The sequence below is a fragment of the Thermodesulfobacteriota bacterium genome, from assembly GCA_035559815.1.
Classification (GTDB): Bacteria; Desulfobacterota_D; UBA1144; order Nemesobacterales; family CSP1-2; genus DATMAT01.
On record DATMAT010000011.1, the window covers coordinates 14,207 to 29,029 of the forward strand.

Annotated in this window: 17 protein-coding genes and 1 tRNA gene; 13 read left to right on the forward strand and 5 right to left on the reverse strand. The window is 45.7% G+C overall.

The window, feature by feature from the left end; genetic code table 11:
* Positions 1–86: 86 nt before the first annotated feature.
* Entirely contained in the window at positions 87–1,721 is a 1,635-nt protein-coding gene (locus tag VNN20_02460) for a BON domain-containing protein (GenBank protein HWP91045.1), read from the reverse strand.
* A 217-nt stretch (positions 1,722–1,938) separates the two neighbouring features.
* Here VNN20_02460 and VNN20_02465 point away from each other — a divergent pair.
* Together VNN20_02465 and VNN20_02470 are read left to right on the forward strand one after the other, a co-directional pair.
* Positions 1,939–2,016 (forward strand) — tRNA-Arg (locus VNN20_02465).
* Positions 2,017–2,209: 193 nt separating this feature from the next.
* Positions 2,210–3,241, forward strand: coding sequence for an IS630 family transposase (locus tag VNN20_02470; GenBank protein HWP91046.1), 1,032 nt, complete (start codon positions 2,210–2,212; stop codon positions 3,239–3,241).
* 52 nt (positions 3,242–3,293) lie between these two features.
* Here the strand turns inward: VNN20_02470 and VNN20_02475 are convergent, their stop codons facing one another.
* The gene (locus tag VNN20_02475; protein ID HWP91047.1) at positions 3,294–3,530 is read right to left on the reverse strand and encodes a DUF6290 family protein; all 237 of its coding nucleotides are present in this window, start codon (positions 3,528–3,530) and stop codon (positions 3,294–3,296) included.
* A gap of 216 nt (positions 3,531–3,746) precedes the next feature.
* Entirely contained in the window at positions 3,747–3,941 is a 195-nt protein-coding gene (locus VNN20_02480) for a type II toxin-antitoxin system HicB family antitoxin (GenBank protein ID HWP91048.1), read from the reverse strand.
* A gap of 209 nt (positions 3,942–4,150) precedes the next feature.
* Here VNN20_02480 and uvrB point away from each other — a divergent pair, with 209 nt between their 5' ends.
* Positions 4,151–6,154 (forward strand): excinuclease ABC subunit UvrB, encoded by a 2,004-nt coding sequence (gene uvrB / locus VNN20_02485; protein HWP91049.1) that lies wholly within the window; start codon positions 4,151–4,153, stop codon positions 6,152–6,154.
* A 506-nt stretch (positions 6,155–6,660) separates the two neighbouring features.
* Here the strand turns inward: uvrB and VNN20_02490 are convergent.
* Positions 6,661–7,050 (reverse strand): hypothetical protein, encoded by a 390-nt coding sequence (locus VNN20_02490; GenBank protein ID HWP91050.1) that lies wholly within the window; start codon positions 7,048–7,050, stop codon positions 6,661–6,663.
* A 181-nt stretch (positions 7,051–7,231) separates the two neighbouring features.
* Entirely contained in the window at positions 7,232–7,822 is a 591-nt protein-coding gene (locus tag VNN20_02495; protein ID HWP91051.1) for a DNA-3-methyladenine glycosylase I, read from the reverse strand.
* 607 nt (positions 7,823–8,429) lie between these two features.
* Between VNN20_02495 and VNN20_02500 the strand changes: the two genes are divergently transcribed.
* From VNN20_02500 to moeB, 10 genes are all read left to right on the forward strand, one after another.
* The gene (locus tag VNN20_02500) at positions 8,430–9,236 is read left to right on the forward strand and encodes an AAA family ATPase (protein ID HWP91052.1); all 807 of its coding nucleotides are present in this window, start codon (positions 8,430–8,432) and stop codon (positions 9,234–9,236) included.
* Complete coding sequence (locus VNN20_02505; protein ID HWP91053.1) at positions 9,214–10,053, forward strand: ParB/RepB/Spo0J family partition protein; 840 nt, start codon at positions 9,214–9,216, stop codon at positions 10,051–10,053. Before VNN20_02500 ends, VNN20_02505 begins: the two co-directional genes overlap by 23 nt.
* Before the next feature lie 76 nt (positions 10,054–10,129).
* A complete protein-coding gene (purS, locus tag VNN20_02510; protein ID HWP91054.1) occupies positions 10,130–10,378 on the forward strand; it encodes a phosphoribosylformylglycinamidine synthase subunit PurS in 249 nt (82 codons plus the stop codon).
* A gap of 154 nt (positions 10,379–10,532) precedes the next feature.
* A complete protein-coding gene (gene purQ, locus VNN20_02515; GenBank protein HWP91055.1) occupies positions 10,533–11,261 on the forward strand; it encodes a phosphoribosylformylglycinamidine synthase subunit PurQ in 729 nt (242 codons plus the stop codon).
* A gap of 131 nt (positions 11,262–11,392) precedes the next feature.
* Entirely contained in the window at positions 11,393–11,605 is a 213-nt protein-coding gene (locus tag VNN20_02520; GenBank protein HWP91056.1) for a type II toxin-antitoxin system HicB family antitoxin, read from the forward strand.
* Complete coding sequence (locus VNN20_02525) at positions 11,606–11,773, forward strand: addiction module toxin, HicA family (GenBank protein ID HWP91057.1); 168 nt, start codon at positions 11,606–11,608, stop codon at positions 11,771–11,773.
* Between the two features lie 160 nt (positions 11,774–11,933).
* Positions 11,934–12,170, forward strand: a complete 237-nt coding sequence (locus tag VNN20_02530; protein HWP91058.1) for a sulfurtransferase TusA family protein — start codon at positions 11,934–11,936, stop codon at positions 12,168–12,170.
* Positions 12,170–13,117, forward strand: a complete 948-nt coding sequence (locus VNN20_02535) for a cysteine synthase family protein (GenBank protein ID HWP91059.1) — start codon at positions 12,170–12,172, stop codon at positions 13,115–13,117. Before VNN20_02530 ends, VNN20_02535 begins: the two co-directional genes overlap by 1 nt.
* The gene (locus VNN20_02540; protein ID HWP91060.1) at positions 13,111–13,524 is read left to right on the forward strand and encodes a M67 family metallopeptidase; all 414 of its coding nucleotides are present in this window, start codon (positions 13,111–13,113) and stop codon (positions 13,522–13,524) included. The genes VNN20_02535 and VNN20_02540 overlap by 7 nt, the downstream gene beginning before the upstream one ends.
* 13 nt (positions 13,525–13,537) lie before the next feature.
* A complete protein-coding gene (gene moeB, locus VNN20_02545; protein HWP91061.1) occupies positions 13,538–14,359 on the forward strand; it encodes a molybdopterin-synthase adenylyltransferase MoeB in 822 nt (273 codons plus the stop codon).
* The last annotated feature ends 464 nt before the right edge of the window (positions 14,360–14,823 follow it).

Genomic DNA, 14,823 nt, shown 5'->3' on the forward strand with positions numbered 1-14,823 from the left:
TATTTCCATTATCAAACCGGCTGGCGTAAGGGATTTGACTGGTCGTCCCAGATTTCTTCTATGGATGACCGTGTCTTTCTGGCCGGCTACTGCATATTGTATTCTGAGATCCCCAAAACGCTTTTAACCTTTTTCACTCCATTGGTTCTGAGCGCAATGCGGTGAAGGCGTATATGCTCCTGATGAGTTTTTACTTCCCCAATTAGAAAGACCTCGCCGTTCTCTACCGAGACTTTTATATTTTCATATCCTTCATCGGCAAGGGCTTTCTCTATGTCTCTGGCGATGGATGCGTCTATAGTAGACAGAAGTGCTGAAACTCTCTTCTCATATTCAAGCTCCCTGGGCTGGTCCTGGCCTGTCCTAATAACTTCGACGACATCCTTTCTTCTCACCTCGTTCTCCAGTTCAGACAATACTTGTAATCTTCTGGACTCATTAGCTTCTTTTTCGACTGCCGGTCTATTACTGGTTCCCTTCTTACCAATTGGGGAAGAGATTTTGCTGTTACTCCCTTGTTCCCGGTCTTGGCCTGTTTCTCGTTGAATAGGTTGTATCACTTCCGCCTTGGGGATGCTCCTGCTGTAAGCCACTTGTTTTTCTAGGACCGGTTCGTTGCTTTGTTCATTTTTATCGTTGTTTAAGTGTGAGGCCTTTTCGTCATTCTCTTTTTCCTGCTCATCGTTTAGTTTGTGTTGATGGAATTCTGTCTCCTCTATATCTGGTATGCTATCACCATGAGTGACCATATTTTCTACGACTAGGTGACTTTCAATGTCCTTCACCCCTTTGACCTCTTTGACGATCATGCTGACTTTATTGTAGTCCTCTTCGCTTTGTACTTTTCCGCTTAATACTGCTTTTCCCTCGTCAACGCTAACATTTATATGTGGGAAACCTCGTTCCGATAGCGCCATCTTAATTTCACTCTCAATTTTAGGGTCAGTCGGACGGAATAAGTTAGACGATATAAAGCTGAGGTCAGGGTTTGGATAGATGTATTTAGTGCCGAAATAAATAGCTCCGAAGGCTAAGAGTAAAAATAGACTAAATTGTCTAAGAGACCACACACGCGGGTACACATCCCTTTTTCTCCGATGGTAATGAGTATGATCAAGATGGTCAAACTCATGATCAATCGTATGTATGTTTTCTTCAAGACCAATCTCGTCATCAAAGAGCTTTATTTCATCCCCTTCTTCAAAAAGGACCTCATCAGTGAGGTCTATTATGGTTTCGGGCTCATCCATGTTGCTCGGAGTCAAGTTGCTGATGGCGCTGGGCTTATATTCCTCGATATTTATAGCCATAGATCTATATAGGCTTTTTCTCATAGCCAGAATCAGTTCTGAGGAGCTGGTGTGCCTGGTCAGGTATGTAACATTAGGGAGGCCAAGTTCTGCAGTGGAACGGTCTCCAAGCAAGATGAGCTTGGTATCGGAATTTATTAAAGGGAGAATTTTGGGAACATCAAATTTCAGCGTTCTATTATCGATGAATAGGATATCCGGTTTTATCCGTTCCAGATTTTTTTCGATTTCCTCCTGGCCGTGTGCTAGCCATACTATTATTATGCCTTTTTCATTCTGGAGGACTCTGTTGATTCCTTCTAGGAAAAACTTCGAAGGTGACGCCAGCAGGGCGGTGATCGGTTGATTTAAGTCTATAAAATATATTTCTTCATTAGTATCGTCTCGATAAATCCGGTTAGGCTTATTCATTCTTTCACTCCTATCTTCTTAAACCTATATAATAACTATTCTATCATAAAAAAGTTTCGAGATTCATTCTTATTATTCCTGGATTGATAACTCGAAGGCGAATAGATAGACAAAAGGATTTCCTCAATAACTTCAATAATGAGTTTTCACACGCTCTCGGGGATGGCTATTCACAACGTGTGGAAACTAGTGTAGATTTTTAGCTTATCTCTTCTAAGCGCCCGTAGCTCAGATTGGATAGAGCGCCGGACTACGAATCCGAAGGTCGGGGGTTCAAATCCCTCCGGGCGCGCCATTCATGCAATGGTTCCAGGTTTAGGCCCAATAATAATTCTGTGTAAGAACGAACCGCATGCATTCGAGTAATCCCTTAGTGTTTGCTAGTAGCATTTAAGTTTAAACATTTATGGTAACGGAAAAGTGCTGGATTTACTAATCTGTGCATAAAATAGTTTACACTCTGTTATAAATCATGTGCAATATAATGCATGAATATACGAGATGCTCGTTCGCTTCCGGCAGTAGCTCAGGAAGATATTCGTATTAAAGCTGTGAGAGCAGTTCTTGATGGGAAGAAGCAGGTGGAGGTGGCAAAAATGTTTGGTATCACACGCCAAGCTATAAGCAAATGGGTCAGAGCTTACAGGGAAGATGGCCCCAAGTCTCTTAAAGCAAAAAAGCGAGGGCGTCCGAAAGGAGGGTCTCTCCTTCCATGGCAAGCAGCACAAATTGCTAGGACGATTTTGGATCGTACTCCAGAACAGTTGAAATTGCCGTTTTATCTTTGGACTGGAGAGGTGGTTGCAAATTTGGTGGAGCGACGTTTTGGGATTAGACTTTCGATATGGACTATAGGTCGTTACTTGGCTCGTTGGAAATTTACCCCTCAGAAACCCATAGGTCGTGCTTTTGAAAGGAATCCTGAACAGGTACGCCGTTGGCTTGAAGAACAATACCCGGAAATACGTAAACAAGCCAGAGGTGAGAGAGCGGAGATTTATTGGGGAGATGAGATGGGGCTGCGCTCTGACCATGCCGTAGGGCGTTCCTGGGGACGACGCGGCCAGACACCGATAATTCCGGGGACAGGGAAGCGATTTAGCTGCAACATGATCTCGGCCATTACCAATCGGGGCAGGCTCAACTTTATGGTTTTTAAGGGGAGATTTAGTGCAGATATATTTTTGGATTTCTTGAAACGTTTGATTCGGCAAGCCAGACGAAAAGTGTTTTTGATTACGGACGGACATCCGGTTCACCGCTCGTTTAAGGTCAAGAAATGGTCCAAACAGAACGAACATCGTTTTCGACTTTTCTTCCTTCCGGCATATAGTCCAGAACTCAATCCGGATGAGGTACTGAATCAAGATGTGAAGAGTAATGCGGTTGGGCGCAGGCGGACCTACAATCAACACGAACTTATGGCCAATGTTCGTAGCTTTCTTAGAAGCCGCCAGCGTCAACCTAAAATCGTTCAAAGATATTTTAGTGAAAAGCATGTACGATATGCTGCAATGTAAACTATTTCATGCTCCCCGTAGTAAGTCCACTCCGATGCAGCGACCTTCTTATTTACAATTTATCGCCTTCATCCGGTTCAGTGTCTTTAACCTTTGAGAGCGCTTTTTGAAATTTCTTCTTAGACCCCCTTTTTGCCCGCTCTTCAAGATATGCCTTTGTCAATAATGCAGACACCTTTTCTGCTATAGCTGCATTTATAAACTGATTAATGGACATCTTATCTTGCTTTGCCAATGCTTTGACTTTCTTGTGAAGCGACTCTGGCAGTCTTAAACTGATGGTGTTCATAATTTCTCCCCTATCATGGCCTATTATCATGATAAACAAAATGGCGATAAGCAAATTTTGGGAAAGGGTTGACATCGGCACAATATCATAATTAGGCATAAGTAGGGAGTGTTTCAGGTTAGAAGGATTCGGACGCTTACCACTCAACCGAAACCGAGACAAAGTTCTTCTAGTGACTAATTCTATCGAGAACCTAAAAACGCATAAAGCCAGAATCTAGTCTAGGTTCGACCTGGAATCCGAAGTTGAAATACCTTTCTCATCAATAGATTCGAGGTGTATCTCCATTGCCTCCCTAATTATGTCCAGTATTTCCTCTTTCGTCTTTCCTGCCGCTACAAAGCCGGACAAATCGGTGATGTACAACTCGTAGTTGTTTCCCACCTTGTTTAATAACATAGAATGCTTCATTTTAACCTCCTTTTAAATCTCTCCGACGCCCGGATTCGGAATAAAGTTAACTACAAGCTTAAGTTTGACTGTCATTAATAATCTATAAATGGATATCAGCCGATTATAAAGGCATTATTGTATTTGAGTTAAGTCTTGGTTAATCGGGCACCCAGGAACGGTGAAGCACTGCTTTGATTATGCTAAACTAAATTATTACCGTGCCCGGCATATTCAAACTCAACAGTGAATTATCCCCAAAAGGCGATCAGCCCCAGGCCATAGAGGAACTTACCGATGGTGTGCTCAAAGGGCTTAAGCATCAGGTGCTTCTCGGCGTTACCGGGAGCGGAAAGACATTCACCATCGCCCACGTAATCGCCAACGTCGGACGCCCGACCCTGGTCATATCCCACAACAAAACCTTGGCCGCCCAGCTCTACGGAGAGCTCAAAGAGCTTTTTCCGGAAAACGCAGTCCACTATTTTGTGAGCTACTACGATTACTATCAACCGGAGGCCTACATTCCCGAAACCGACACCTACATAGAAAAGGACGCCCAGATAAATGAGCATATAGACAGATTGCGGCACGCCGCCACCTCGTCGCTTTTTGAAAGGAGGGACGTAATCATAGTGGCCAGCGTGTCCTGCATATACGGCATAGGCGCTCCGCAGGATTACTACGGGCTTCTGACAATGGTGGAAGAGGGAATGCAGTTGGACCGGGATGATCTGCTCAGAAAATTGACCGAAGTTCAGTATGAAAGGAGTAACCTGGACCTCTATAGGAGCAGTTTCCGGGTGAAGGGCGACGTGGTTGATGTATTTCCGTCACATCAGGAAACGGTTGCCCTACGCATAGAGTTTTTTGGAGACCGGGTGGAATCGATAAAGGAAATAGACCCATTAAGGGGAAAGTCCCTCCGGCCGGTCAAAAGGGTAGCCATATTCCCCGGAACCCATTACGTAGCCCCTCGGGGCAGGCTATTCCAGGCAATAGAAGACATCAAAGAGGAGTTGAAGGAGAGGATAAAATACTTTGAATCCCGCGGTATGATGCTGGAAAAACAGAGGATCGAAGAGAAGACCAACTACGACATCGAGCTTCTTTCCACCATGGGCTTTTGCCCGGGCATCGAGAATTATTCGAGACATCTCTCCGGAAGGAAGCCGGGAGAACCGCCCTGGACGCTCCTCGATTACTTTCCCAAGGATTTCCTGATGATAATCGACGAGAGCCATCAGATGGTGCCCCAGCTAAGGGGTATGTACGAAGGGGACCGAAGCAGGAAGCTTACCCTAGTTGAGCATGGGTTCAGATTACCATCTGCAGTGGATAACCGCCCGTTGAATTTCTCCGAGTTCGAGGAAAGGGTGAATCAGGTGATATACGTGTCGGCTACTCCCGGTCCCTATGAAATCGAAAAATCAGGCGGAGTGGTGGTCGAGCAGATAATCAGACCGACCGGGCTTGCCGACCCGGAGGTGGAGGTAAGAGGGGCTAAGAATCAGGTCGACGACCTTTTAGACGAGATAAGAAAAAGGGTGCAATCGGGAGACCGGGTCCTCATAACCACCCTCACCAAGCGTATGGCCGAGGATTTGACCGAATACTACAGAGACCTGGGAATTAGAGTCAGGTACCTGCATTCCGATATCGACACGCTGGAGAGAATAAGGATCGTACGGGACCTGAGAATGGGCAAGTTTGATGTCCTCGTTGGAATTAACCTATTAAGGGAGGGGCTGGATATCCCAGAAGTCTCTCTCGTGGCAGTCCTGGATGCGGACAAGGAGGGTTATCTCCGTTCCGGAACCTCATTAATTCAGATATTTGGCCGGGCGGCCCGAAACATCAGAGGAAAGGTTATTCTCTACGCCGATAGAATCACCTCATCGATGGCCCAGGCCATATCCGAGACGGAGAGGAGAAGGGGCATCCAACAGCAATACAATGAAGAACAAGGAATAACTCCTAAGAGTATAGAAAAGGGAATAACCGATATTTTATCCACCATATATGAGGCGGACTATCTGACTGTCTCTATGGAGACGGAGCCAGATATGTTGGAAATTCCACCGGAGAAGATTTCCAGTACGATCGGAAGCCTCACCAAAGAGATGAAGGAGGCGGCAAAGAAACTGGAATTCGAGAGGGCGGCTCAGGTGAGGGACAGAATCAAACGGCTCCGGGAACTGGAGCTTAAATACCTGGGAGAGGTTAAATCATAAATTCGTAACAACCTATATTTGATATTGCAGACATTACAGTAAGAACTGGCTCCAAAAAAAGAAGAAACGATTTAATGGCAGGGTTGGCTAACCTCATTTGTATATACAAATCACCGTCAGTTGAATGGTCATACCTAGATAGCTTATTCTCACACACGCTGCTAATGTACCTAGCAATCTGTCATTCCGAACCCTTCGATTCCTCAGGGTAAACTATGTGAGGAATCTTACTCGGTTTCGGCAATTCTCCCCCTTCTTGTCATTCCCACGAAACTGGGAATCCAAAAAGCTCATGGGTCCCCGATAAAAGATTTTGGGAATGACAGAGAGGGTGGATTCCCGATTAATACATTTGGGAATAACAACCAAGGCGGACACCCGATTAAGCTTGTTCTCTCATTCATCTGGAGGGATGTTCCCGGATACAAAGACAGGTAGAGGTTTTTGAGTAAAGCCTTCTACTTAATTAGACAGAGGAGAAGTTGGTGTATTAATGATAGAAAAATTCACTCGCTTTCGTGCAGCCTGACAATATTAGACTCGTCGCCGACTTCACTACCCTTAAACCACTGGTCAAACTTATCTAGTCTAACTCTAATTTCCCCATTCTCTTCTATCACCGGGAACTTGTCCCTAGAAATTATGTCTAACAACCTTTTCAGCGGAATCGGATACAGCTCGGTCAGCTCCTTCAGGGTTACGAATCTTTCTCGACTAAGCTCGCTCAGGTTGTGCGTTTTGTCCAGATTAGCCAATGCCTTGTTGACGCTCTCGAGTGTTTGCCTGAGCTGCTTCATCTCGGCGATGGCTTCCTTGGTAACCTCTATGTAATTCTCCCTGATTTGCTGATGTTCCTTTTTAATAAACTCGAGTAACTCCAGAATTACATCCCCCATCTCTGTATCCTCCTTCATAAACTTATCGGTTAACTACTCTTACCGGATATCCTCGACTCCTGACGAGATTATGACCGGGGTTAGCCGAACAAGTGCTATAACAAATTCTAAAATAAAATTGTTCATTTTAGAAGATACGATTAAAAATTAAGAATAAGTAGGGGCACGCTGCAGCGTGCCCCTACTTAATGGCTCGGTAGCTACGAATCTGTCTGTAGCGAAAACAACCGGCCAGATGATCGTTGACCATGCCTACTGCCTGCATGAAGGCGTAGCAGATCGTAGGGCCGACAAACCTAAAACCTCGCCTTAGTAAATCTTTACTCATGGAAATAGATTCCTTTGTCTTCGCCGGCACCTCTTTTATGGAGCGGAAAGAATTTTGTATTGGCGCTCCGTCGACAAACCGCCATATGTATTCGCTGAAGCTGCCGTATTCTTCCCTCACCCGGAGAAGCATCTTGGCATTGATGACGGATGACTCAATCTTCAATCGGTTACGGATAATGCCCTCATCCTTGAGCAGGTTATCCACCTTTTTTTTGTCGAATCGTGCTACTTTCGAGGGGTCGAAGCCGTCAAATGCCCTTCTATAGTTCTCTCGCTTGTTCAACACGGTCATCCAGCTCAAGCCTGCCTGAGCACCCTCCAAGACCAGAAACTCGAAGAGAATCCGGTCGTCAAATTGTGGAACACCCCATTCCTCGTCGTGGTATTTTACCAATATCTGGTTGCCTAGAGCCCAGTCACAGCGTTTGTTTCGTCCGGCCATGGCTCATTCCCTTGAATGTATGAGTTTTTACAGATAAGAACTTATTTTAACAGCAAAGACAATACTACTACCTTCGCTCGCACCCCCGGAGATGAATTCACAACTAGGCTCCGGAAATGACTTTTTTAACACTATAGTTTAATAATGTTTATTAACCAATACTTAAGTCTAAATTTTTTAAAAATAAAGGGTATTGCATTTTAATGTAAAACACATATAATTAAGCCAGAAATCGTGAGTAGCCATATGCTCTATTTGCTAGGTAATTAAGAGTTGGGACCAGGAACGAAGGAATGCGAAAACCCTTTCACCCCATCCATTCCTTCGTTCCATTTTTTTCAAATATTCAATCCGAAGTGGGCAACTTATCCGGAATATTGCTCTGCTGACCAAAATAGGATACGACAATCCGTATCAAGCTGTCAATACTAAATATCAATCCGGTAACCCACGCCCGACTAAAATTTAGAATAGGAAATCGAATACCGAGAATACCATAATAGAAGCTTTCTTAAATCACCGCAATATTACAACTAGCCCCAAGTCCGGTGGCGAAGGGTAGTGTTGACTGAAATAGTCACTGAGTATAATATCAAGGGCTAGGGTAATGGGAAAAGTTATATGCGTTGCCAACCAGAAAGGGGGAGTGGGAAAGACGACTACTGTTGTAAACCTTTCTGCCTCGCTTGCCGTAGCTCAAAAGAAGACAGTAATTATCGACTTTGACCCGCAAGGCAACGCTACCAGCGGAGTCGGTATAGACAAAGAAAAGGTCGAAAAAAGCATCTACAATGTTATAATCGGTGACGTTGATATTAAGGAAACAATCTTAGAGGTAGATCCACAAAATCTAAAGGGGTATCTGGGGGTTTCTCCGTCAAACCCGGAACTTACCGGGGCCGAAGTTGAACTCCTCAATTTAGAAGGAAGAGAATGGAAATTAAAGGAAGCAATAGAACCTATAGTAGACGAATACGATTTTGTACTAATAGATTGTCCCCCTTCACTCAGCCTTCTCACGGTGAATGCCCTCACCGCTGCGGACTCGGTGCTTGTCCCGGTACAATGTGAGTATTATGCAATGGAAGGGCTCGGTCAACTGAAACGAACAATAGCGCTCATCAAACAAAGATTAAACCCGGAGCTGGAGGTTGAAGGCTATCTCCTCACCTTATTCGACCCCAGAAACAGGCTATCCCATATGGTGGCCAAGGAAGTTAAAGACTTTTTCAAGGACGAGGTTTTTGAGACGGTCATACCCAGGAACGTAAGGCTTGCCGAATCACCGAGCCATGGCTTGCCCGTGCTGCTTTACGATGCAAAGTCGATAGGGGCCAGGAGTTATATTTCCCTTGCCCAGGAAATAACGTCCAGGATTGGAGGACACCAGGTTGAAAAAAGCCACATTGGGTAGAGGTCTGAATGCACTCATCCCCACGGAGCGGGAAGCGCACGGTTACACCCTCCTGAACGTGACCGAGGTCAAGCCGAATACGTTCCAGCCGCGAAAGGATTTTGACGAACAAACGATAGAAGAACTGGCAGATTCCATCAGAGAAAATGGAATTCTTCAACCTCTTATCGTGAGGAAATCACAGGGCCACTACGAGATTATAGCCGGAGAGAGAAGGTGGAGGGCTGCGCAGAAGGCAGGTCTGGCTAAAATTCCGGTGATAATCAAGGAAGTATCCAACCGGGAGGCACTGGAACTGGCCTTGGTTGAAAACCTGCAGAGAGAAGATTTAAACCCGATAGAAGAAGCCACCGCCTATGAGCAGCTCATCGAGGATTTCGGGCTGACGCACGAAGAGATATCCAAGAGGATCGGCAAAGAAAGGTCTACCATAACAAACCAGTTGAGATTGCTAAAACTCCCGGATGAGGTCAAGGAAGCCCTGATAAGCGGAGAAATAACCGCCGGACACGCGCGGGCCATTCTGGGATTGCAGTCTAGCGGCAAAACCAGAGACGTCCTCGACGCCATAAGAAAAGACAAGCTCTCGGTGAGAAGGACGGAGAAGCTCGTCCAGAAAATATCTGCCGACAGGGAAAAAAAGGCCAACCTTGATGAATCGGATTTTTATGTTAACCATATCACTGATGAACTGAAAAAAGTGCTTGGCACACAAGTTAAAATAATAGATAAAGACGGAAAAGGAAAAATCGAAATCGAGTATTACTCAAAAACGGAGCTGGAAAGGCTTATTGAAATTTTAACTCGGGCCTCTTAATCGGGACCTGCCGGTTGCTCATCAAGGTCTCGACGCAAGAAGCACTTTGGACGATCGACCGGACAAGATTCACAACATGAAAGAATTCAAGGTTAAGATAGAGGTAAAGCTAAAGCCAGTAGTCCTGGACCCACAGGGAAAGACTATTCTTTCCGCACTTCACAACCTAGGCTACGATGAGGTAGAAGAAACCAGGGTGGGGAAATTGATCGAGCTTAGGCTGCAGGATAGCGATGAAGATCGGGTAATGGAAAGGGTTAGAGAAATGTGCAGGAAGCTCCTGGCCAACCCGGTTATCGAGGATTTTGATATAAAGATTGAGTGATGCTCGGCCACCAAGACACTAAGACACAAGGAAAAGAAAAAATATTTGTTTTAGAAATAGACAAAAGTGTTTCTTCTACTTTTTGTATTCTAATTTCTACTTCGTGTCTTGGTGCCTTTGTGGCAAAATATAAGCATAGGTAACGAGGTTAAAAATGCCTAACTTTGCTATAATCGTCTTTCCCGGCTCGAATTGCGACCATGACTGTTACCACGTGCTAAAACACGTTTTCGGACAGGAATGTGAATTCGTATGGCACGAGGAAACGGATTTGAATGGATTCGACTGTGTAATCCTGCCCGGCGGTTTTTCCTATGGTGATTACCTTCGAACCGGGGCCATCGCCAGGTTCTCCCCGGTCATGAAAGCAGTAGAAAAATTCGCTAGGAACGGCAAGCCTATTCTGGGTATCTGTAACGGCTTTCAGGTCTTGGTCGAGGCGGGACTTCTTCCCGGCGCGCTTATTAAGAATTCCTCCCTCCGGTTTGTCTGCAAATGGGTTAATATTCGTGTAGAAAACATAAACACGCCCTTTACCCACCGGATGAAGAAAGGACAATTGCTCAGAATTCCCATCGCTCATGGTGAAGGAAACTATTTCGCAAACCCACTCGACATCATAAAACTCAACGAGAATTCCCAGGTGGTGTTCAGATATTGTGATGAGAAAGGGGAAATCACCCTGGAATCGAACCCAAACGGGTCGTCCGACAACATAGCGGGCCTATGCAACTCCGGGGGGAACGTACTTGGCTTGATGCCGCACCCGGAAAGATGCTGTGAGGATATAGTGGGGGGAGAAGACGGGAAGGCCGTATTCGAGTCGTTAATTTCCTGGCTAGATAAAACCGTTTCCAAGCAAGAGGTAAAAACCTTCGGTTAAAAGCAGCAGGCCAGACTACTGAGCCTACGCTGATTATTTAGCATTGGAATTGCCGACAATTTTGCTCACACTCTAGTTAGTTACGGAATGAGAAATCGTGAGTTTACTTCAAAAACAAGGAAGGAATAACCATGTTAGCTCACTTTAACGCAATTTATGAGAAAGGTGAAAAGTATTACATTGGATATTGTCTCGAGGTCCCCGGAGCAAACGGGCAAGGGGTAACAATAGAAGAATGCCGTGAGAGCCTGAAAGAAGCTATCAAGCTCATCCTTGAAGACAGATTGGAGGAAGCACTTCGCGGGATTCCTGATGATGCCATTAGGGGGGACCGTTATTACTGAATGAAACGAGGTGATTTTCTCCGCCACTTACGATTTCATGGATGTATTCTCAAACGAGAGGAATCAAGACATTCTCTTTATCAGAACCCGGCAAACGGGGTAGTGGAAGCGGTTCCTAGGCATGTCGAGGTTGACAATCGATTGGCAGAAAAATCTGTAAACGGCTAGAACCGGAAGACAATCAAAAAATTAAAAAGAGTTTAAAATTTGTCGAATTAACGGGCCAACTAGTGTCTCACTTGGCAAAACCATGGATGTTTGTTTCCCCTCCATTATGTGGTAACCTTAACTTGTTTATTTATTAAAAAATATTAGTGGTGGCAGTAGAATGGAAGATATAAGGGTTGATGAAAAAATTGATATCACTAAGGAAATCTGTCCTATGACTTTCGTGAAAACCAAGCTAAAACTCGAATCCATGCGGTCTGGCCAGGTGCTCGAAGTTAGTTTAAATGACGGAGAGCCGCTCAGAAACGTTCCCCGAAGCATAAAGGAAGACGGGCATAAAATCCTGGACATCCGCAAGGAAGGCACATCTTATAAACTCCTGATCGAGCGCCGCTGATGGATTTACTTCTAGCCAGAAAGAAAACCGACGTCCCCGATAAAAAAAGGGCCGAGTCCATAGTCGATTTAATCGGCAACACCCCGCTTATAAGACTTTCTAAAATTACGGAAGGGCTTAGTCCCGATGTCGAGGTTCATGTGAAGGCGGAGTGGCTAAACCCCGGGGGGTCGGTAAAGGACCGCCCCGCTCTCTGGATGATTCTCGACGGGATCAAGAAGGGACTGCTCACCCCTGACAAGGTGATAATGGATTCGTCGTCCGGCAACACTGCAATTGCCTACGCCATGATCGGGGCGGCATTAGGCTACAAAGTCGAGCTGGTTACACCGGAAAACGTAAACGTAGAGAGAAAAAAAACCCTGGAGGCTTTTGGGGCAAAGATCATCTTCTCCGATTCTTTGGAAGGCTCGGATGGAGCGATAAAAGTAGCGAAAAAACTGAAACGGGAGAATCCGGATAAATACTTCATGCCTGACCAGTATAACAACCCGGCAAATACCCTATCCCACTATGAAACAACCGGCCCGGAGATCTGGCTCCAGACTAAGGGTAGGGTAACGCATTTCATCGCCGGAATGGGGACAAGCGGGACTGTCATGGGAACGGGGAGAAGGCTCAAGGAGCTTAACCCGAGGATCAAGGTTATAGCCATTCAGCCGGCCGAATCTCTTCACGGACTGGAAGGGCTGAAGCACATGGCCACTTCCATTGTTCCGGGCATATATGACCCTACCTTTCCCGACGAGATGATGTTTGTATCCACGGACGACTCCTACCGGATTATGAAAGAACTGGTGAAAAAAGAAGGGATATTCGTGGGCCATTCCGGGGGCGCGGCGATATATGCCACACTTGAATATGCAAAGAGGTTAAAGGAGGGTGTTATAGTAACCATCCTACCTGACGGCGGTTACAGATATTTGAGCGGAGGCATCTGGTGGTAAAGATAGCAAAGTCGGTTTACGATGGAATAATAAGGCACGCCGAATCCGGTTACCCGAACGAGGTCTGCGGAGTTTTAATAGGCAGGGAATGGGAAGTTACAAACTTCAAAGAATGCAGAAACCTCAACGAGGAAAGGGCGCGTGACCGCTATGAGCTTGACCCTCTCTCTTTCAAAGAAGCCGACGATTGGGCGAGGTCAAAAGGGATGGAGATCCTGGGTATATACCATTCTCATCCGGACCATCCTTCCCGTCCTTCGGAATTTGACAGAGAAAGAGCCTGGCCAAACTGGGCTTACATAATACTTTCAATCAACAACGGGAAATACAATGACGGAAGGGCCTGGATTCTTTCAAACTACGATTCCAGGTTTGAAGAAGAAAAGATTGAGTTGACAGAAGATTAGGAGGAGTAAAGACGTGGATTTAACCGAGGAACAAATATACCGCTACAGCAGAAACATACTTCTTCCGGAAGTGGGCGGTGTGGGACAGGAAAGACTGCTTCGTTCAAGGGCGTTTTGCGTGGGAGTAGGCGGCTTGGGTTCGCCCATAGCCCTATATCTGGCGGCGGCGGGGGTTGGCACGATAGGAATAGCCGACTCCGACCAGGTCGACATCACCAACCTGCAAAGACAGGTGCTCCATTTTACCGACGACATAGGAAGGCCGAAGATACTATCGGCCAAGGAGAAACTAGAGAAACTAAACCCCGACGTGAGCGTCATCGTGTATGAAGAGATGATAACCAAGAGAAACATAAGGGAAATCATAAAGGATTATGACATAGTGCTCGACGGCTCCGATAACTTTCCCACCCGTTATCTGGTGAACGATGCCTGCTACTTCGAGAAAAAGACCCTGGTATCCGGCGCCATTCTGAGGTTCGAGGGACAGGTCTCCGTATTCAAGCCCCACGCCGGAGGTCCCTGCTATCGCTGCCTTTATCCGGAAATCCCGCCTGCCGGCATGATCCCCAGTTGTCAGGAGGCCGGAATACTGGGTGCGGTTGCCGGGATAATCGGGAATATTCAGGCCGTCGAAACACTCAAGGAGCTTCTGCAAATAGGCCAAAGCCTGGTGGGGAGGCTCCTGGTTTTCAATACACTAAACATGTCTATAGCCGAATTAAAGGTCAAGAAGGACCCGAGGTGTCCCCTTTGTGGGGAAAACCCTTCAATCAAGGACATCATGGACTACGAGCAGCCTGACTGCCAGGTGGACTTGTCATCCATCCTGTAGGGTGAATTAGAAAAACAATCAACCTGTATGTGATTTCCATAAACCATTCAAGTAGGGAACGCATATATACGTTCCATTCAGTTAAAGAATGAATCGCCAATCGAAAAATTTAATATTTGACCCGTAATGAAACTGGTCCAAAACAATATATTTATTCGCTCATGGTTCGACGGAGTTTACCCTGAGGAATTATGTCAAAAAGGGGTTAAGTATAAACGGTTCCCTTCTTATAATTAACAAAAAACTAAGGAGGGAACCGTCATGAAGAAACAAGGGATAGATTACACCAATCAAGACTTTTTTCTAGGTATAGATGTGCATCTGAAGAACTGGATAGTAACCATAACAGTTTATCGAAGGACTCACCATGATGGTTCGACTGCGCTCACCGTGATGGCAGAGCTAAAACTTACACCAACACCGTGCCACTCACCCTGAGCGGAGACGAAGGGTGAGTAACGGGA

Bases quoted from the DNA above. Each gene is read 5' to 3' on its own strand.
- VNN20_02460 (HWP91045.1), bottom strand. From the start codon at position 1,721: ATGAATAAGCCTAACCGGATTTATCGAGACGATACTAATGAAGAAATA.
- VNN20_02470 (HWP91046.1), top strand. From the start codon at position 2,210: ATGAATATACGAGATGCTCGTTCGCTTCCGGCAGTAGCTCAGGAAGAT.
- VNN20_02475 (HWP91047.1), bottom strand. From the start codon at position 3,530: ATGAACACCATCAGTTTAAGACTGCCAGAGTCGCTTCACAAGAAAGTC.
- VNN20_02480 (HWP91048.1), bottom strand. From the start codon at position 3,941: ATGAAGCATTCTATGTTATTAAACAAGGTGGGAAACAACTACGAGTTG.
- VNN20_02490 (HWP91050.1), bottom strand. From the start codon at position 7,050: ATGGGGGATGTAATTCTGGAGTTACTCGAGTTTATTAAAAAGGAACAT.
- VNN20_02495 (HWP91051.1), bottom strand. From the start codon at position 7,822: ATGGCCGGACGAAACAAACGCTGTGACTGGGCTCTAGGCAACCAGATA.
- VNN20_02500 (HWP91052.1), top strand. From the start codon at position 8,430: ATGGGAAAAGTTATATGCGTTGCCAACCAGAAAGGGGGAGTGGGAAAG.
- purS (HWP91054.1), top strand. From the start codon at position 10,130: ATGAAAGAATTCAAGGTTAAGATAGAGGTAAAGCTAAAGCCAGTAGTC.
- purQ (HWP91055.1), top strand. From the start codon at position 10,533: ATGCCTAACTTTGCTATAATCGTCTTTCCCGGCTCGAATTGCGACCAT.
- VNN20_02520 (HWP91056.1), top strand. From the start codon at position 11,393: ATGTTAGCTCACTTTAACGCAATTTATGAGAAAGGTGAAAAGTATTAC.
- VNN20_02525 (HWP91057.1), top strand. From the start codon at position 11,606: ATGAAACGAGGTGATTTTCTCCGCCACTTACGATTTCATGGATGTATT.
- VNN20_02530 (HWP91058.1), top strand. From the start codon at position 11,934: ATGGAAGATATAAGGGTTGATGAAAAAATTGATATCACTAAGGAAATC.
- VNN20_02535 (HWP91059.1), top strand. From the start codon at position 12,170: ATGGATTTACTTCTAGCCAGAAAGAAAACCGACGTCCCCGATAAAAAA.